The following is a 17712-nucleotide window of genomic DNA, read 5'->3' as shown; positions in this document are numbered from 1 at the left end:
ACTATGATTCTAGAAGCCGCATTCCTTTTCGTAAAACCAGATTTAGCAAATCAGTTTGAAATTGATTTTGTAAAAGCAAGTCAGTATATTTCATCAATTGATGGCTATTTAGGTCATACTTTACAGAAATGTCTTGAAGTCGAAAATAAATATCTTTTATTAGTCGATTGGAATACACTCCAAGATCATACCGTAGGTTTTAGAACTTCTGAAGCTTATCTGGAATGGAAAAATATTTTGCATCATTATTATGAACCGTTTCCCATTGTAGAACATTTCGAAACCGTTTTTGAGAATAAAAAATAGGCCACTGATTATAGTGATTGAACGGATTAACGCAGATTATTTATTTTTAATTCGTACTCATTCGTGAATCCCGATTACTATCGGGAATGGCAAAAAACATTACATATGAACATCAAACTTATCGCCATTGGCAAAACCGACAATAAATCGTTGCAGACTTTAATCGACGATTATACCAAACGTTTGTCCTTTTATATCAAATTTGATTTGGAGATAATTCCGGATATCAAAAACGTAAAGAATTTATCTGAAAGTCAGCAAAAGGAAAAAGAAGGCGAATTGATTCTGTCCAAATTAACGCCGACAGATCAGTTGATTTTATTGGATGAAAACGGTAAAAATTTCTCCAGCGTTGGTTTTTCTGAAGAATTGCAAAAGAAAATGAACTCCGGAATCAAAACTCTTGTTTTTGTAATTGGCGGCCCTTACGGATTTTCCGATACGGTTTACAGCAAAGCACAAGGCAAAATTTCGCTTTCGCTAATGACGTTTTCACATCAAATGGTTCGTTTATTTTTTATTGAGCAATTGTATCGCGGCTTTACGATTTTAAGAAATGAACCTTATCATCATCAATAAAAAAGCTTTGTTTTTTTTAGTTTCAGGTTTTCTTTGTTTCAAGTTTAGAAGATGAATTCTACCGGAAGTTTATCAAGATTATAAGATACATATTTTTGAACTAAAATTTTATGTTGGATATATTCTTCATAACTCATGTTCTTATCAAATAAAAATACGACATCTGGTACTCTTTCAAACTTTATACTATAAAAATATTGTAATATTTTTGATATTTCTATTTCCTTATTTCCCATCAAAACTTGCTCTTTTCCTTTTCTAAAACGAAATACAAAATTTTCTTTATTTGGTTTTTCCATTTTATAATACACTTTCGTGAAAGGTAAAAAGGCTAAATTCTTTCCAACAGAATCTGCGTAGGAATAGTAATTTTCGGCTTTTTCGTTTTTGTGGGCTTTTTCGCCACGCTTTTTTTCCTGTAATTTTATTACTTCCGGAATTACCAATTTTAACGGTAAACGTTTGTCAATATTAAAAATCCAGTTGGTTGAAATAATGCTGTTTTTTCTGTTTACTTCTGCAATTGTATCTTTTCCTTCTATTTTTAAAAAGATATAAATTGGTGAAAGATCTTCGACGTTTTTAACTATTGAAACATTAGATTTTGGAAGTAGAACGTCTTTTTTTTCTTCGCAGGAAAAGAGAAGACAAACTATTATTAAGGTAAAGTATTTCATATTATTTGTTTTTTTAACTAGACGATTTCTTCTATCAAAAATTCATTTTATTATACAAAGTAACACATTCCATCGCCTCTTTTACATCGTGCACACGCAAAATTTTAGCTCCTTTTGTCAATGCAATGGTATTCAGAAACGTTGTTCCGTTTAAAGCTTCTTGTGCTGTATTATTTAGCGTTTTATAAATCATTGATTTTCTGGAAATTCCGACTAAAACTGGCAATTCTAATACATTAAAAAGTTCCATTTTCTGCATGACTTCATAATTCTGATCGGTTGTTTTAGCAAATCCGAAACCGGGATCTAAGATTAAATCATTAATTCCGAGACTTCTTGCTTTTTTTACTTTTTCAGAAAAATAGAAAAGCATTTCTTTTACAATATCATCGTATTGTGTCAAACTCTGCATTGTTTGCGGGTTTCCACGCATGTGCATCATAATGTACGGAACATTATATTTTGCAATTACACCAACCATTTTATCGTCTAATTCGCCTGCCGCAATATCGTTTATAATCGCTGCACCGCTTTCTATACTTGCTTTTGCTACTTCGGCTCTAAAAGTATCGATTGATAATAAAGCTTCCGGAAAATGCTTTAAAATCAGTTCAATGGCAGGAACAATCCGGTCAATTTCTTCCTGTTCGGTAACAAATTCGGCACTTGGTTTGCTCGAATAAGCACCAATATCAATAAACGTCGCTCCTTCTGAAAGCATTTTATCTGCTTGCGAGATTATTTCGTCTTCATTTTTATATTTTCCGCCATCAAAGAATGAATTTGGTGTCACGTTCAAAATTCCCATTACTTTAGGAATAGACAAATCAATAAGTTGGCCTTTGCAATTAATCAGCATTTTTGTTGTTTTATGTTTCAGATTTCAAGCTTCAGGTTCTGGCATTAACATTTTGTTTAGAAAAAACTTGAAACAAAGAAAACCTGAAACTTGAAACTCTTTAATATTATACCTATTTTTGAAGAAATTTAAGCAAATATACAGCAATAAATGAAGAATACTTCCCTTGAATTTGATAATGTAATTACGGTTTGCCGTACTTTATTTATCAATAAAATGAAAGATTATGGTAGTGCATGGCGTATTTTGAGACTGCCATCATTGACCGATCAGATATTCATAAAAGCACAAAGAATCAGAAGTTTACAGGAAAACGAAGTTCGTAAAGTTGATGAAGATGAAAAAGGAGAATTTATCGGGATCATTAATTATTCGATTATGGCCCTGATTCAGTTAGAATTAGGCGTTGTTGACCAACCTGATCTTGATGTAGAAAAAGCAACCGAATTATACGACGCTAAAGTTAAGTTAACCAAAGAGTTAATGGAAGCCAAAAATCACGATTACGGCGAAGCATGGCGCGATATGCGAGTAAGTTCATTGACGGATTTGATTCTGCAAAAATTACTTCGCGTAAAGCAAATTGAAGATAATAAAGGAAAAACTTTAGTTTCTGAAGGCATCGATGCGAATTATCAGGATATGATTAATTATTCTGTTTTTGCTTTGATCCTAAATCCTATAAACAAATAAAATTCCAATTTTTAAATTCCAAAATCCAAGTTATAGAATTGGAGTTTGGAATTTCTTTATTGAGATTTAAATTTTAATACTTTCCCCATGAAAAACATCATTACTCAATTCTCCCGATTATTTGTCGGCGTATTATTTATCATTTCCGGATTAATTAAACTGAATGATCCGGTTGGTTTCTCTTATAAATTGGCCGAATATTTTAGCGAGCCGGTTTTCAATATGCCTTTTTTAGAACCTTTAGCTTTAGGTTTGGCGATCTTTTTAGTGATTTTAGAAGTAGTTTTGGGTGTAATGTTATTGGTGGGTTACAAATCAAAACTTACCATTTGGGCTTTATTGCTTTTAATTGTTTTCTTCACATTCCTTACCTTCTACTCCGCTTATTTTGATGTAGTTAAAGATTGTGGATGTTTTGGAGATGCCTTACACTTAACACCTTGGCAATCGTTTACAAAAGATATTGTTTTACTTTTCTTTATTCTGATCTTATTTATCAATAAAAAGTTGGTAAAACCTTTATTTTCAAAGACAGTTACTAATATTATTACGCTAATTGCTATTGTATTATGTGTTGTTATGGCTATTTGGGTTTTAAAACATAATCCAATAAAAGATTTCCGTCCGTTTAAAGTAGGAAGTAACATCGAAAAAGGTATGGAAATTCCGGAAGGTGCACCAAAATCGGTAGTTGAAATGACTTTTATCTACAAAGTAAATGGTGTTGATAAAGAATTTATAGAAAAAGATCTAGCCAATATTCCTGAAGGTGCCACTTTTGTTGACAGAAAAGATAAAGTAATTACAGAAGGTTATGTTCCGCCAATTCATGATTTTTCGATGACAAAAGACGATTCTGATTATAAAGAAGAATTGCTGAAAGAACCAAAATTAGTGATTTTTGTAACCTACGATCTGGCTTTATCAAATCCTGAAGGAATGAAAAAGTTAGAAGATGTAAATAAAGAGGCAAAATCAAAAGGATATAAAGTTATCGCTATGACTGCTTCCGGAGCTGATGAAATTGCAAAAGCTAAAAAACAATATGGCTTAAATGTCGATTTTTATTTCTGCGATGCTACAACTTTAAAAACAATTGAAAGAGCAAATCCTAGTATTGTGGTTTTAGAGAACGGAACTGTAATTCAGAAAGTTCATTATAATGATGTTGATGATTTAAATCTTTAAGACTCTCGATATAGTATCTAATAAAACATATAATTCAAAAAAGCTACAATTTATTTTGTAGCTTTTTTTTTACTTATTTTTTATATTTTTGTAGATTTAAATTAAAATAATGAAACATTTAAAATATGAACTTTATCGAAATACTGAAACAACTATTTTTGAATTTAAAAGCATTGGTCCTAATGGAGAAATAACGAAAGTCATAATCTTTAATGCAACTCAATCTAAAGAAATTTATAATCTGGCATTCGGAGATTTGATATATGATGAAGTTCATAAAAGATATATTTTAGATGATTCAATAATTACAAATAATGGAGACCGAAATAAAATTTTAGCAACAGTTGCCAGCTCAGTTTATATTTTTACAGAAAAATATCCTAAAAAGATGGTCTTTTTTAAAGGCAGTACACTCGCTAGAACACGTTTATACAGAAGGGCACTTTCAATTAATTTAGAAGAATTGTCCGAAACTTTTATTATCTTTGGATCAATAAAGAATGAGTTTGGAAACGTTAACAGCGTACCTTTCAAATCAAATGGTGATTTTTTTGGTTTTATTATAAAAAGAAAAGAATTATGAAAACTACAGTAAAGAAAGTTTTAACTGAAAACAAAAATACTCCTATAAATTCTAAAGTAAAAATTGATAAAAAATTGGACGATTTAAAAATTATACAATCAAATAAACAAGAAGAAGTAAATAAACTCACCTTTAATTTGAATTTTTAACTTTTATAAACTAATACTACACTATAAAGTCCTTTTAAAAATTGGGCTTTTTTTATAAAAAACAATTAAGTTTTATGAAATTACAAAAATTACCGTTTCTTCTACTAGCAATTTTATCAAGCTTTATTGCTGTTAGCCAATCTCAGATCGCAAACAAAGATCAACGCTACATCTTCTTCTTTCATAATAAATTTGTAGAAGAAAACGATTTAAGTGTTGCCCATCCTGAATATGGAAAAGCAGAGTATAACGAGATTATAGATTCATTTAAAAAAGATAATTTTATTGTTATCAGCGAAAAAAGAAAGAAAAATACTAATGCGTATGACTATGCTGAAAAAACAGTAAAACAAATTAAAAAACTTCTTAAAAAAGGTGTTTCTCCAAATAAAATTACTGTTATCGGAACATCAAAAGGCGGTTATATTGCTGAATATGTTTCTACTTTGCTAGCTAATCCAGATGTAAATTTTGTTTTTATTGGATGCTTTATGGACACCGATATCGAACAAATTCCGGATATTAATTTCTGTGGAAACATTTTAACGATTTATGAAGAATCAGATATTTATGGTGTTGATGCTACAAAACGAAAAGAAACTTCAAAACTGAAAATAAATCATTTCAAACAAATCAAATTACATACAAATCTAAAACATGGCTTTTTATATAAAGCTTTAGACGAATGGATTACTCCAAGTAAAAAATGGGCAAATGGCAATTATGATTTGAATTAAATTCTAAAAATCATATTTAAAAGACTTCAGTAAATTCTAAATTAGAAAATTTTATTGAAGTCTTTTTTTTGCTTTAATCTGACGTTTTTTGGCTCAAAAAAAATCCTTCTTTCATTAAAAATATCTTTTTTCTCATTTTCTTTAGAAAACATTTTCCGGAATATAATATAATTTCAAGTTTTTCAAGTGAACTATTACGATTTCAAAGCGCTTTTTTTAACCGAAATTTCCCGTTTTGTGATAAAATAAACGAGTCTTCAAATTTTGTTAATCTCCATTTGGCATTCGATTTGTTTGTTTAACTTTGTTCGGAACCTTAATTTATGAAATTGCTCTGATTTGAATTTGCAGATTCATTTCCTGAAAAGCAATTTAAAGTACATTACAAATATTATTTTAATATGAAACAAATAGCGCTAATTGTTATTGCATTTATTACTTTTTCATGTTCACAAGCTCAGAAAACAAGTTTTTCAAAAGAGGCTTTGTCTGAAAAATTATTAACCCTTGATGGAGGTCAGACTTCTTTCAAGAACATTCTTAAAAAATACAAAGGAAAAACTTTGGTTATCGAAGTTTGGGCTTCCTGGTGTGGTGATTGCGTAAAAGCAATGCCTAAATTAAAAGAGCTTCAGTCGAATAATCCTGATGTTTCTTACTTATTCCTTTCGGCAGATAAAACGGCTGACAAATGGAAAGCCGGAATTGAAAAACACGAATTAAAAGGCGATCATTTTATGATGAACGACGGTATGAAAGGTGTTTTTGGAAAAGCAATTGATCTAGATTGGATTCCGAGATACATTATCGTTGACAAAACTGGTAAAATTGTATTATATCGCGCCATAGAAACTGATTTTGATAAAATCAATGAAACTTTAAAAGGTTTAAAATAAAATTTGAATGGCAATGACAATTTCAAAATTCAATGTCAATGCTGAATTCAATTTAATACAAGAATAAAAAACAAAAAAAAGAATAATAAAAACTACCAAAATGAGAAAAAAGATTGTTGCAGGAAACTGGAAAATGCATAAAAACGCAGGACAAACTGAAGAATTATTAAGTGAATTAATTACAAAAATACCAGCACAAACAACTGCGCAAGTAATTGTTGCCCCAACATTTGTAAATTTACAAGCAGCTGCTGCTAAAGTAAAAAATACAACTATTGGTGTTGCTGCACAAAACGTTCACCAAGCGGAAGGCGGAGCTTTTACAGGAGAAATTTCTGCAGACATGTTAACTAGCATTGGTGTAAACACTGTAATTCTTGGTCACTCTGAGCGTCGTGCTATTTTTCACGAAACAGATGCATTGATCGCAAGCAAAGTTGATACAGCTTTGAAACATGATATGACTGTAATTTTCTGTTTTGGTGAAGAACTAAAAGATCGTCAATCTGGAAATCACTTCAACATTGTTGAAAACCAATTGCGTGACGGAATTTTTCATATTGCAAAAGAATCTTGGTCTAAAGTTGTTTTAGCTTATGAGCCAGTTTGGGCAATTGGAACCGGAGAAACTGCTTCTCCTGAACAAGCGCAGGAAATGCACGAATTTATCAGAGAAACAATCCGTAAAGCTTTTGGAGCTGATATCGCTGATGAAGTTTCTATTTTATACGGTGGTTCTGTAAAACCGGATAACGCTAAAGAAATCTTCGGTAAACCAGACGTAGATGGTGGTTTAATTGGAGGTGCTGCCTTAAAAGCTGATGACTTTTTAGCAATTGTAACGGCTATCTAAAACTTTTTAGCCATCAGATTACAAAATTAAAAAGATTTTAAAATTTGTTATATTATAAAAGCGTTCACCATGTGAGCGCTTTTTTTATGTTTTTAAACCATATAAGTTATATAAGTAAATATAAGTTTAGTTTAAAATCATACTTATATTTACTTATATAACTTATATGGTGGAAAAAAAATTAGTTTATAAATGATTGCAACAACGGACAATTGTACTTTTTAAAAGTTGGTGTTGTTTTATAAAGCGAATAAAAATCTACAAGCTCCTTCCCTGCTTTAAATGGATTTTTTTCTTCTTCTTCGGCAGAAATAATATTAGCATAATGATTGTAATAGTTACATTCAAAAATCATTAAACTGGCCAGAGCTTTTTCATTTTTGTTTTTAGACATTTTCAAGGCTTTTTCATAATACATTTTTGCCATTGTTAAACTGTAATAATTGCCTTTTTGGTATGTTTTTTCTTTTTCAGAATTATCTCCGTAAACATAATCAATATAGGATTCCCCAGACGTCCAATCGTAAGCAACCATCATCCAGGAATTTCCTAAATAAGAAACATTAAAATACGCATTTGCCAATTGCAGATTGCCCGACGCTGTATTTTGCTTTTTCAACTGAATTAATTTTGCAATAAATTCGGCTTTATTAAAACGGTAATCAAATTTTCGTTCTTCTTGTTTTTGCAGAATTTTGGGTGTAAAAGGGTTTTCATTTAGAAAATCTGTAAAGGCATAATTCTTCTCCCAAAAATCTTTGGGCATACTTGAAAAGGTTTCATAAGCCAATTCTAAATCATTGTTTCTGAAAGCAATTGTTCCTTTTAGATCTTTGTAATAATCAATATTTGGCGCAATTGTTCCTGAGCAAATGTATTTTTCAAATGTGGTTTTATCTTCTTTTTGTTGTAGTGCAATCAATTTATCAATGTCTTCAACGGTTGCAGTTCGTTCAAAATAACCGATGTACATATAGAAATAAGGATTGTTATATCCTGAATAAATACCTTCATTTTTGATATCTGATTTCATCATTAATAAACCTGCTGTAACGCGATCGTTTTTTTTATAGAATTCGCCGCTTGCTATTCTATATAAACTGTATAAGTTTTTGAATAATCCGTTATCGGTTTCAACTAAATTTTCAACAGCATCAAAATATTTAAAAAGCTGGTTTTGCACTGTTTCGCTTTTCAAATCATCTTGTTTTAAGGATACTAATGCCAACTGAATATTTTTCTGCATTTGTATCGATGCATTTGCTTTATCAGATATCATATTGGTATATTTTTTTCCCAACTCGATATCATCGTCCATAAAACAAAGCTGTGCAATTGCAGCGGTTATATAATCTTTTTGTTCACCGGAAGTTTGTTCCCGAATAGCAATCAGAAAATATTCTAACTCTCTTAAATACAGAATGTCTTTATTGAAATTTTCATTTTTAGCATTGACGTAATCTCCGTACCAGTCCGTTCCTTCAAACACAACCGATGGACTTCCGTTTGTGGTATATTGCGGTGTAAAAATCCAGTCTTCGAGTTTATTTATTTCTCTTCCAATTAAAAAACTTAAGTTCAAACTATTCGGACTCAATTCGTAAACTTCTTTGATTGTTTTTAAATCGGGAGCCGGATTACGAAAACTTTCAATTGACAGAATCACACTTCGTTCTTCATTATTTTGGACCAAAGCCAAAGTTTCAGCAGTTAATTTCCAGTTATAATGCTGTAAAACGGCAAATGATTTTTCTTCGCAAGTAGCAAAAACTTTACTCAATAAATAATTCTGCAAAGGCAAATCATCAATACATAAAGCTTTATAGTACAAAGCCCAAGGTTGAAGAATTGTATTTTTATTTTCTGCAAAATAAGTATCGTATAAGCGAATAACTTCATTTTTATCCTGAGCGTAAAAACTATATCTGAGAATTAAAAAAGCATAACGCTGTTTTAAAAAAGGATCTTTTGCAGTTTTAATTTTCTTTTCGAAATCTTCTAAATCCGCTAATTTATGATCTTTGCTATTGTAACCGACTTGTTCCCAGGATTCCCATTTTACATCGATATTACTGTTATATTCAAGTTTTTTAGCAAATAAAATATAGTTTAAAAAGGTTTTGTTTTTTGGCAACAATAAAGCTTCAATAAAAGTGTTTTTTTCGAACGCTTTTTTTAATGATTTAGATTCAAAGGCATTTTCAAACTGTTCAGCATCTGTTTCATACAAAATCGTATGAACATCTTTTGGGTTAATTTTATTTCCTAATTTTTTCTGCCATTCTAAACAATTCAATTCCTGATCTACACCCGAAACTGTATTTGTTGCATAGTAATAATCTGCAGAATAATAAAACGGGGTTAGTTTAAAAAAACCTTCTCGTTGTGCTTTAAACAATACCAATCTGCTGGTTTCCGGCGAAACACTCCATCCGCAGGCAAATGAAACCTGTAGGCTTAAAAAGAAAAGTAAACTACTAAAAACGCGCATAATAGCTGGATATATTTTGGGTTCCATAATCGTTGATGTATTTTTTATCAAAAGAAAAAAACGTCACTTTGGTTTGATTATCAATCTTGATTTTATCTTTTATAATCGAAATCATTTTGTCTAATTCTTCTTCAGAAATTTTCTCGATTCTAATCTCGTCTCCGTTTCGCAAATAAGTTTGCCCAACCAAAACATCATCTTCTAAAACATATTTAGATTCAGTTGATTTCTTCAATTTTATCGAATCTTTCAGTAATTGATCATAATCTGATAAAATTCCTTTAAACTGATTCCCTCTAAAAACAACTGCCCAGCTATATAACGGCAACGCAATATCGAGTTTGAGTTTATATTCGCTGTGTGTAATATATTGCGCCAATTCGTTGCTTGTTCCTATTGAGTTTTTAGTTTTAAAATCATCTGGTTTTGTCAAATTATAACACATCAATAAACCTTTATCTACTGGCGGAATTCCGGCTTTTGAAGCAAATTTATATTGCCAAAGCCTGATTGTAGCAGATATTTGCACTGTTGGAAATTCTTTTTTGATTTGTTTTAATAAATAAAAATAATTGTCTTTAGATTTTTCAGACCAATCGCAATCAATTAGAATTTCCTTAAAATCAACTTTTAATTTCGCTAATTCTAACGCTTTTACTGAATCGTAATTGATTCGTTTATAGTCTTTTTGTTTGTAATAATCTTTGGGGTAAACAATTGCATTGGCGATTACATCTGCTTTTGTTTCGTTCATTTTTACACCAATTTGATTAACGCGTTGTGCAATTCTAACCGCCAAACTATCCAATTGCTTTTTAGTCGATTGTAAAACAACTTCATTGGTAATAAAAACACTTGGTGTAATATCAGGATTGCTTTCGTTTAAACTGACATTTCCAATGGTTGCCACCGGCAGAGGTTCTTTTGCATACGGATTCCAATCTACGTCAAAAAAGCGAACGTACAGGTGTTTTACATCCAATTCTCTCATTAAGGAATCATCTTCTTTCTGAAAATTTAAATCGGTTTTCCAATAACAAAAAGATCGGATTACTTCGTGGTCGTTCTCACACGAAGCGCCGTTTAAAACCGCAAAAAGTAAAATATAGATGGTATTCTTCATAAATTAAATCAGTAGAAATTTGAATCAAAATTAACATTAATCTTCTTGAGAATATGATTTATTTTTAAAGAACTTCAACTTTGGATTCTTACCTTTGCAAAAAAATTATTTATGTCGAATATATATTTAGGATATCATTTTACGATTGAACCGAAAGAACCCGGATCAGAAATTTTAATTGCTGAATTAGGCGAAAAAGCATTTGAAACTTTTACAGAAACAGAAACCGGAATTTCGGCTTATGTGAAGAAAGATTTGTGGGATGAGAATATTCTGGATGACATTTATATTTTAGAATCTGAAGAATTTAAAATTGAGTATACTGTTGAAGAAATCGATCAGGTAAACTGGAACGAAGAATGGGAAAAGAACTTTGAAGCGATTGATGTTGACGGAAAATGCCACGTACGCGCTCCTTTTCATGAAAAAACCAATGCTGAATTTGATATTGTAATCGAACCAAAAATGAGTTTCGGGACCGGTCATCATGAAACAACGCACATGATGATTCAGCATTTATTAGAAATGAATGTTGAAGGTTTAAAAACGTTAGACATGGGCTGCGGAACTGCAATTTTAGCCATTTTAGCCGAAATGAAAGGTGCTCAGCCAATTGATGCTATTGATATTGACAACTGGTGTTATTTGAATTCTATCGAAAATGCTGAACGCAATAACTGCAAACACATTACCGTTTATGAAGGTGACGCCGCTTTATTAGAAGGGAAAAAATACGATTTGATTATTGCCAACATCAACCGTAATATTTTACTAAACGATATGCAAAGTTATGTTGATTCTTTAAACCCAAAAGGAATTATACTTTTTAGCGGTTTTTATGAAGAAGATATTCCGTTTATTGATGCTTCCTGCACGGAGAAAGGTTTGACTTATGTTAAAAAATTTCAAAGAAACAACTGGGTTTCATTAAAATACGTAAATTAGATAGTAATTACAAACAGTACAAAAACCTAAAAAACATGAGTACTAAAGAAAAAGTAAGAGAAAGAGTTCGCGAGAAAGAAGCGACAGGTTTTAATAACGAGATCATTGTTTATAATGACGATGTAAATACTTTTGATCATGTTATCGATACTTTAATGCGCGTTTGTAATCATACACCTGAGCAAGCAGAACAATGTTCTTTAATTGTACATTACAACGGAAAATGCACCGTAAAAACAGGTCCGATGGACAAACTTAAACCTCAATGTACACAGCTTTTAGAAGCAGGACTTAGCGCAGAGATTGTTTAATTGTGAATAATTTAAAAAATGTTATAAAATATTCTATATTTGAATATTTTATAACATTTTTTTTATGGAAGAATATGGAAAGATATTAATTATCGCTACGCCTATTTTTTTAGTTTTAATTATAATTGAAAAAATATACGGCATCTATAAAAAAGAAGACACTGCGCCTTTAATTGACAGTGTTTCAAGCATCAGTTCCGGAATTACCAATTCTGTAAAGGATGTTTTGGGTTTAAGCCTGACTTTTATTTCATATGAATGGCTGGTTTCTAAAATTGCCGTTTTTCATCTTGAAACTTCTATTTTATCTTATTGTATTGCCTTTTTCGTTATTGATTTTTACGGATATTGGAGCCACAGACTGGCACATCAAATAAATTTTCTTTGGAACAAACATGCGATTCATCACAGTAGTGAAGAATTTAATTTAGCCTGTGCTTTGCGCCAGCCTATTGCGAGTGTGGTTAATTTATTCACTTTTTTATTGATTCCTGCTGCATTATTGGGCGTTCCGGCCACAGTGATCGCGATTACTTTGCCTTTGCACCTATTTTTACAATTTTGGTATCATACCAAACATATTAAAAAAATGGGTTTTATAGAACACATTTTGGTAACTCCTTCGCATCATCGTGTTCATCATGCTATAAATCCCGAATATTTAGACAAAAACCATTCGCAGATATTTATTTTTTGGGATAAACTTTTTGGTACTTTTCAGGCAGAAATGGATGATGTTCCGCCTGTATTTGGCATTACAAGACCGGCGCAAACCTGGAATCCGATTAAGATCAATTTCCAACATCTTATTTTATTAATCAAAGATGCCTGGCGTGCCGAAAACTGGAAAGATAAATTTACCATTTGGTTTAAACCAACAGGCTGGCGACCAGAAAATTTTGAAGAAAAATATCCTGTCCATAAAATTGAAAATGTGTATGATTTTGAAAAATACGGAACTCAAAATTCACAAAAACTAGTTTATTGGTCGGTTACTCAAATGTTGATTACCCTTTTGTTTGTCACTTATTTATTTGATAATATTGCCAAAATTGGTTTGCCCAGTATCTTTGTTTATGGCTTTTTTATCCTGATAACGATTTACAGTTATAGTGAATTAATGGATAAAAGTAAATATGCAATTTTTTGGGAAGGTTTCCGTTTTGTAATTGTCATTGCAATCATTTCTTATTATGGCGACTGGTTTGGGCTAAATCAGGTTTTTCCATTTTCAAATTACATCATTTTAAGTTTTTTAAGTTTTTCATTTATAGCCACAATTTATTTTGTAGCTATCGATTTTAAATCTCCCCCCGGTATAACACTCAATTCCTGATGACTATGAAACACACCTTATTTTTCAAAATTTATTTTTTTATCAGCCTTATTTATTTGCTTGCGCTGCTTTTGGGGTATGAATATTTGGATCTGTATTTAAAACCTACTTTGATTCCGTTATTAGGTTTTGCGGTTTACGCTTACAAAAGATTCCCGTCTCGAAATTTACTCTTAGCTGCATTAGCATTTTCTTGGATTGGCGATATTGTTTTATTATTTGCAGATATAGCCGAAATTTATTTTATTCTGGCGTTAGCTTCTTTTCTGATTTCGCATCTCCTATATTGTACACTTTTTAACAAACAAAAAACCGTTGAAATTAGAAACAATATAGTTTTTAGAATTGGATGTCTTATTATTTTACTTTATGTCGTGGGAATGATTTCTTTTTTACTGCCAACTTTGGGCAGTTTAAAAGTTCCTGTAATCATTTATGCATTCGTGATTTCAACTATGCTTTTATTTGCTTTTAATGGTTTTTTAAGCTGGTCGAAACCAGGAAACAAATATGTTTTTTATGGGGCTGTTATTTTTGTCATTTCTGATAGTATTCTGGCAATTAATAAGTTTTATACTTCAATAGAAAAAGGTTCGTTTTTTATTATGCTTACTTATCTTGTGGCACAATATCTGCTTGTACTTGGAATATTAGAACTGAATCCACAAAAGGAAGAATAATTTAGTTTAATTTGAAAGTCGATGACATAGATTACACAGATTTGCGCCTATAACAAATTATTTTATTCTTTTTTAATTCCTTAATCTGTGGCAAAACTATTTTACTTTTACATTTGTACGACCAATACTCTTAAACCATGAAAAAAATAGCATTTTTTATCATTTTACTTATAACTGCAACCTCATGTATAAGTACTAAATCGACTTTGAAAAATGTAGATGACAATGCTCCTGATTTAGTTTTAAAAAAAGACAATACTTTTGTTATTACGCTTTTTAGTAAAGACAAAAAGTACGGTTACGATCCTGATTATCCGATCAATATTTTTTTCAGAAATACTAGAGATGAGGCTTTAAACGAAACTCGTTTCCTGAATGCTTTAGCCGGACCAAATGGTGAAAAAATCACGTATTCAAGATTGGAAACCTGTTGCCCCTTCCCAACCAAACGAAGCGATATGGGCGCTGGATTCCTTAATGTTTATGAACTAAAATGGGAAGGCCAAAAAAAACCTGTCATACTTTATTTGAATATTTATGAGAAGGGAATCTTGATGGTTCCTATGGGATTGAGTTTGAAGAAGGAGTAGATTTTAAATTATTAATTCCTTGTTTTCGCTAGCGCGAGCGTCCCGCTCGTGCCCGCATGCTGAATAAAAATATGAGTACTAAATATAAATTTGGAGAAAAAACAGGCGCATATTTTATAAGTTTTGCAACTGTCAATTGGATTGATGTATTTACTCGAGAGGAGTATTTTTGGACAGTAATTGAATCGTTAGATTTTTGTCGAAAGAATAAGGCAATGGAAATTTATGGATATTGTATTATGCCTAGCCATATTCATTTAATTTTTCGTTCAGGAAACGGAGATCCATCTGGTTTAATGAGAGATTTTAAAGGTTTTACTTCTAAAAAACTTATTCAGGCAATTATAGAAAATCCCCAGGAAAGCAGAAAGGAATGGATGCTTTGGATGATGGAGCGTGCCGGAAAAAAGAATAGTAATGTTAAAAATCGACAATTTTGGCAACAAGACAATCACCCAATTGAAATCTGGTCATTAAAAGTCTTTGAACAAAAACTTGATTACATTCATCAAAATCCAGTAAAATCAGGTTTTGTAACTGATGCTGTAGATTGGAAATACAGCTCTGCTCGAAATTATTCTGATAATAACCATACTGTTTTACAAATAGATCTAAATTGATTTTGATTGCGGGCACGAGCGGGACGCTCGCGCTAGCCATGGGAAATTGAAAATGATTAAGATTTTCTTATAAACTTATAGAAATCAATCACTTTGAAAATCCTTGAAAAATAAGTTAAATTATCTCTTTACTTCTATAAATGCCTTAATTTTGATTGTATTCATAAAATGCAAAAAAATTAAAATGGAACAATCAAAAAATCATAAAATTGAAGCTTCAAGTTTCGATTTACAGCAATATTTAAAGAGAATCAATTTTGAGGGAGAAATTAAATTGAATTTAGAAGGCATAAAGAAATTGATGCAAAGCCAAATATTTAGTGTGCCTTTTGAAAATATTGATGTACAGGCCGGAAAAGTTATTTCCTTAATTGGTGATGATATTGTAAACCAAATTGTGACTAAAAAACGTGGCGGATATTGCTATCAAATTAATGGTATCTTTTCGTTAATGCTTCAGGAAATTGGTGTTCCACATTATTATATTGCGGTGCGCCCGCTTGTTAATCCTGATCCTAATGCTAAAACACATTTGGCCATAGTTGCTACCATCGAAAATGAAGATTATCTTATTGATCTGGGGTTTGGCGGCAACAGTATTAGAAAACCTTTAAAACTGAGTGAAATTGGAACTGAAATTCAGCATGATTTTGACACTTTTACTTTGATCAAAACAGAAGAAAATGAATTTTTACTGCAAATTCTAATCGGAAAAGAATGGGCTAATTTATATTCTTTTGATTTGACTCCACAAAGATGGATCGATTTTAAACCTGCCAATCATTATAATTACTCACATCCTGATTCTGTTTTTACCCAAAAATTAATTGTTGTGTTACAAAATCCGTTGGGCAAAAAAATATTATCAAAAAATTCGTTAAAATCAGTGACAAATGGGATTGCCGAAATTATTTCTTTTGAAGATGATCAGTTGGATGCTATTTTGGAAACAGAATTTAATTTGAAGGTATAATTGAGAAACTGTTTTGAAGAGATATTCCTAATCAAATACTATAATTCCACTACAATTCTAGCCCTGATAGCAGCGGAAATCCTTTTTTGAGAAAGCCTATTTTTTCTGGTTTTTGCAGAGCGACCAGCGGAAGCTCCTGCAAAGACCTAGAAAAAAGGGTTTGGAGAAAAAGATTGCAGCGGGCAGTCCCGATAGCTATCGGGAGGCTTCTTAAAATAATCTTAAATCTTCATCTCGTATTCATAAATCATAACTACCTTTGCACTGTCAAAAAATCATATTATGAACATACAACATATTCCACAAATTAAGCATACTGATAGTGGTAATTTCTTTTTATTGGCGGGACCTTGCGCTATTGAAGGAGAAGAAATGGCTCTCAGGATTGCTGAAAAATTAGTTGGTATTACCGACAAACTTCAGATTCCTTATGTTTTTAAAGGATCATTTAAAAAAGCGAACCGTTCGAGAATTGATAGTTTTTCTGGAATTGGTGACGAAAAAGCATTAAAAATTTTAAGAAAAGTTTCTGAAACTTTTCATATTCCAACTGTAACAGATATTCATACTAATGAAGATGCTGATATGGCTGCGCAATATGTAGATGTTTTACAAATTCCGGCTTTTCTTGTACGCCAGACTGATCTTGTTGTTGCTGCAGCAAATACAGGAAAAGTGGTGAACTTGAAAAAAGGACAATTTATGAGTCCGGAAAGCATGAAACATGCTGTACAAAAAGTATTAGACTGTCAGAATGAGAATGTTATGGTTACAGATCGTGGTACTATGTTTGGTTACCAGGACATGATTGTTGATTTTAGAGGAATTCCTACTATGCAACAATATGCTTCTACTGTTTTGGATGTTACACATTCATTACAACAACCTAATCAAACTGCGGGTGTTACCGGAGGAAGACCTGATATGATTGAAACTGTTGCCAAAGCGGGTATTGCTGTGGGTGTTGACGGTATTTTTATCGAAACACACTTTGACCCTGCTAATGCAAAAAGTGATGGTGCTAACATGTTGCATTTAGACTATTTTGAAGATCTAATGACTAAGTTAGTTGCTATAAGAAAAACTGTAAACGCCTTTTAATTTTTATTATACAATCAATTCA

21 protein-coding genes are annotated in these 17712 nt (G+C 31.4%); 17 read left to right on the top strand and 4 right to left on the bottom strand.

Features of this window, described 5'->3' with window-relative positions; all coding sequences use genetic code 11:
* Positions 1 to 3: 3 nt before the first annotated feature.
* Positions 4 to 306, top strand: a complete 303-nt coding sequence (locus RT99_RS08660; protein ID WP_042564590.1) for an antibiotic biosynthesis monooxygenase — start codon at positions 4 to 6, stop codon at positions 304 to 306.
* Between the two features lie 105 nt (positions 307 to 411).
* Complete coding sequence (gene rlmH, locus RT99_RS08655) at positions 412 to 885, top strand: 23S rRNA (pseudouridine(1915)-N(3))-methyltransferase RlmH (protein WP_029269532.1); 474 nt, start codon at positions 412 to 414, stop codon at positions 883 to 885.
* Between the two features lie 44 nt (positions 886 to 929).
* Here the strand turns inward: rlmH and RT99_RS08650 are convergent, their stop codons facing one another.
* A complete protein-coding gene (locus RT99_RS08650) occupies positions 930 to 1562 on the bottom strand; it encodes a hypothetical protein (protein ID WP_042564325.1) in 633 nt (210 codons plus the stop codon).
* Between the two features lie 34 nt (positions 1563 to 1596).
* On the bottom strand, positions 1597 to 2421 hold the full coding sequence (gene folP, locus RT99_RS08645; protein WP_042564324.1) for a dihydropteroate synthase: 825 nt from the start codon (positions 2419 to 2421) through the stop codon (positions 1597 to 1599).
* 150 nt (positions 2422 to 2571) lie between these two features.
* Here folP and RT99_RS08640 point away from each other — a divergent pair, with 150 nt between their 5' ends.
* The 7 genes from RT99_RS08640 to tpiA all read left to right on the top strand — a co-directional run bounded on the left by RT99_RS08640 (position 2572) and on the right by tpiA (position 7520).
* Positions 2572 to 3114, top strand: coding sequence for a DUF1599 domain-containing protein (locus RT99_RS08640; protein ID WP_042564323.1), 543 nt, complete (start codon positions 2572 to 2574; stop codon positions 3112 to 3114).
* 87 nt (positions 3115 to 3201) lie between these two features.
* A complete protein-coding gene (locus tag RT99_RS08635) occupies positions 3202 to 4302 on the top strand; it encodes a BT_3928 family protein (protein ID WP_042564322.1) in 1101 nt (366 codons plus the stop codon).
* Between the two features lie 109 nt (positions 4303 to 4411).
* Entirely contained in the window at positions 4412 to 4885 is a 474-nt protein-coding gene (locus tag RT99_RS08630) for a hypothetical protein (RefSeq protein ID WP_042564321.1), read from the top strand.
* Positions 4882 to 5034 carry a hypothetical protein gene (locus tag RT99_RS25295; protein WP_159438457.1) on the top strand — a complete coding sequence of 51 codons (153 nt, stop codon included), beginning with the start codon at positions 4882 to 4884 and terminating at the stop codon, positions 5032 to 5034. The genes RT99_RS08630 and RT99_RS25295 overlap by 4 nt, the downstream gene beginning before the upstream one ends.
* 74 nt (positions 5035 to 5108) lie before the next feature.
* The gene (locus tag RT99_RS08625; RefSeq protein WP_042564320.1) at positions 5109 to 5771 is read left to right on the top strand and encodes a dienelactone hydrolase family protein; all 663 of its coding nucleotides are present in this window, start codon (positions 5109 to 5111) and stop codon (positions 5769 to 5771) included.
* A gap of 401 nt (positions 5772 to 6172) precedes the next feature.
* Positions 6173 to 6667: a TlpA disulfide reductase family protein gene (locus RT99_RS08620; protein WP_042564319.1), complete on the top strand. Its 495-nt coding sequence runs from the start codon at positions 6173 to 6175 to the stop codon at positions 6665 to 6667.
* A 100-nt stretch (positions 6668 to 6767) separates the two neighbouring features.
* A complete protein-coding gene (gene tpiA / locus RT99_RS08615; protein ID WP_042564318.1) occupies positions 6768 to 7520 on the top strand; it encodes a triose-phosphate isomerase in 753 nt (250 codons plus the stop codon).
* A 181-nt stretch (positions 7521 to 7701) separates the two neighbouring features.
* On the opposite strand, the gene RT99_RS08610 is transcribed toward tpiA, so the two are convergent.
* Positions 7702 to 10038, bottom strand: coding sequence for a hypothetical protein (locus RT99_RS08610; protein ID WP_042564317.1), 2337 nt, complete (start codon positions 10036 to 10038; stop codon positions 7702 to 7704).
* The gene (locus RT99_RS08605; protein ID WP_042564316.1) at positions 9998 to 11134 is read right to left on the bottom strand and encodes a hypothetical protein; all 1137 of its coding nucleotides are present in this window, start codon (positions 11132 to 11134) and stop codon (positions 9998 to 10000) included. Before RT99_RS08605 ends, RT99_RS08610 begins: the two co-directional genes overlap by 41 nt.
* A 111-nt stretch (positions 11135 to 11245) precedes the next feature.
* Here RT99_RS08605 and prmA point away from each other — a divergent pair, with 111 nt between their 5' ends.
* The 8 genes from prmA (at position 11246) to kdsA (ending at position 17690) form a co-directional block, all read left to right on the top strand.
* The gene (prmA, locus tag RT99_RS08600) at positions 11246 to 12079 is read left to right on the top strand and encodes a 50S ribosomal protein L11 methyltransferase (RefSeq protein WP_042564315.1); all 834 of its coding nucleotides are present in this window, start codon (positions 11246 to 11248) and stop codon (positions 12077 to 12079) included.
* Between the two features lie 35 nt (positions 12080 to 12114).
* Positions 12115 to 12390, top strand: a complete 276-nt coding sequence (locus RT99_RS08595; RefSeq protein WP_029269514.1) for an ATP-dependent Clp protease adaptor ClpS — start codon at positions 12115 to 12117, stop codon at positions 12388 to 12390.
* Between the two features lie 64 nt (positions 12391 to 12454).
* Entirely contained in the window at positions 12455 to 13726 is a 1272-nt protein-coding gene (locus RT99_RS08590) for a sterol desaturase family protein (protein WP_042564314.1), read from the top strand.
* A 5-nt stretch (positions 13727 to 13731) separates the two neighbouring features.
* Positions 13732 to 14406: a lysoplasmalogenase gene (locus RT99_RS08585; protein ID WP_042564589.1), complete on the top strand. Its 675-nt coding sequence runs from the start codon at positions 13732 to 13734 to the stop codon at positions 14404 to 14406.
* Between the two features lie 137 nt (positions 14407 to 14543).
* A complete protein-coding gene (locus RT99_RS08580) occupies positions 14544 to 14996 on the top strand; it encodes a hypothetical protein (protein ID WP_042564313.1) in 453 nt (150 codons plus the stop codon).
* 71 nt (positions 14997 to 15067) lie between these two features.
* A complete protein-coding gene (locus tag RT99_RS08575) occupies positions 15068 to 15616 on the top strand; it encodes a transposase (protein ID WP_042564588.1) in 549 nt (182 codons plus the stop codon).
* A gap of 184 nt (positions 15617 to 15800) precedes the next feature.
* Positions 15801 to 16589, top strand: a complete 789-nt coding sequence (locus tag RT99_RS08570) for an arylamine N-acetyltransferase (protein ID WP_052483622.1) — start codon at positions 15801 to 15803, stop codon at positions 16587 to 16589.
* Positions 16590 to 16871: 282 nt separating this feature from the next.
* Positions 16872 to 17690: a 3-deoxy-8-phosphooctulonate synthase gene (gene kdsA, locus RT99_RS08565; protein ID WP_042564312.1), complete on the top strand. Its 819-nt coding sequence runs from the start codon at positions 16872 to 16874 to the stop codon at positions 17688 to 17690.
* Positions 17691 to 17712: the final 22 nt, after the last annotated feature.

Origin of the sequence: Flavobacterium sp. MEB061 (assembly GCF_000834715.1) — a bacterium.
Classification (GTDB): domain Bacteria; phylum Bacteroidota; class Bacteroidia; order Flavobacteriales; family Flavobacteriaceae; genus Flavobacterium; species Flavobacterium pectinovorum.
This window is presented reverse-complemented; position numbering and strand designations above follow the sequence as displayed.

Coding starts and splice junctions, on each gene's coding strand:
- RT99_RS08660 (WP_042564590.1), top strand. CDS start 4: ATGATTCTAGAAGCCGCATTCCTTTTCGTAAAACCAGATTTAGCAAAT.
- RT99_RS08640 (WP_042564323.1), top strand. CDS start 2,572: ATGAAGAATACTTCCCTTGAATTTGATAATGTAATTACGGTTTGCCGT.
- RT99_RS08620 (WP_042564319.1), top strand. CDS start 6,173: ATGAAACAAATAGCGCTAATTGTTATTGCATTTATTACTTTTTCATGT.
- rlmH (WP_029269532.1), top strand. CDS start 412: ATGAACATCAAACTTATCGCCATTGGCAAAACCGACAATAAATCGTTG.
- RT99_RS08610 (WP_042564317.1), bottom strand. CDS start 10,038: ATGGAACCCAAAATATATCCAGCTATTATGCGCGTTTTTAGTAGTTTA.
- RT99_RS08650 (WP_042564325.1), bottom strand. CDS start 1,562: ATGAAATACTTTACCTTAATAATAGTTTGTCTTCTCTTTTCCTGCGAA.
- kdsA (WP_042564312.1), top strand. CDS start 16,872: ATGAACATACAACATATTCCACAAATTAAGCATACTGATAGTGGTAAT.
- RT99_RS08595 (WP_029269514.1), top strand. CDS start 12,115: ATGAGTACTAAAGAAAAAGTAAGAGAAAGAGTTCGCGAGAAAGAAGCG.
- RT99_RS08585 (WP_042564589.1), top strand. CDS start 13,732: ATGAAACACACCTTATTTTTCAAAATTTATTTTTTTATCAGCCTTATT.
- prmA (WP_042564315.1), top strand. CDS start 11,246: ATGTCGAATATATATTTAGGATATCATTTTACGATTGAACCGAAAGAA.
- folP (WP_042564324.1), bottom strand. CDS start 2,421: ATGCTGATTAATTGCAAAGGCCAACTTATTGATTTGTCTATTCCTAAA.
- RT99_RS08625 (WP_042564320.1), top strand. CDS start 5,109: ATGAAATTACAAAAATTACCGTTTCTTCTACTAGCAATTTTATCAAGC.
- RT99_RS08590 (WP_042564314.1), top strand. CDS start 12,455: ATGGAAGAATATGGAAAGATATTAATTATCGCTACGCCTATTTTTTTA.
- RT99_RS25295 (WP_159438457.1), top strand. CDS start 4,882: ATGAAAACTACAGTAAAGAAAGTTTTAACTGAAAACAAAAATACTCCT.
- tpiA (WP_042564318.1), top strand. CDS start 6,768: ATGAGAAAAAAGATTGTTGCAGGAAACTGGAAAATGCATAAAAACGCA.
- RT99_RS08605 (WP_042564316.1), bottom strand. CDS start 11,134: ATGAAGAATACCATCTATATTTTACTTTTTGCGGTTTTAAACGGCGCT.
- RT99_RS08580 (WP_042564313.1), top strand. CDS start 14,544: ATGAAAAAAATAGCATTTTTTATCATTTTACTTATAACTGCAACCTCA.
- RT99_RS08635 (WP_042564322.1), top strand. CDS start 3,202: ATGAAAAACATCATTACTCAATTCTCCCGATTATTTGTCGGCGTATTA.
- RT99_RS08570 (WP_052483622.1), top strand. CDS start 15,801: ATGGAACAATCAAAAAATCATAAAATTGAAGCTTCAAGTTTCGATTTA.
- RT99_RS08575 (WP_042564588.1), top strand. CDS start 15,068: ATGAGTACTAAATATAAATTTGGAGAAAAAACAGGCGCATATTTTATA.
- RT99_RS08630 (WP_042564321.1), top strand. CDS start 4,412: ATGAAACATTTAAAATATGAACTTTATCGAAATACTGAAACAACTATT.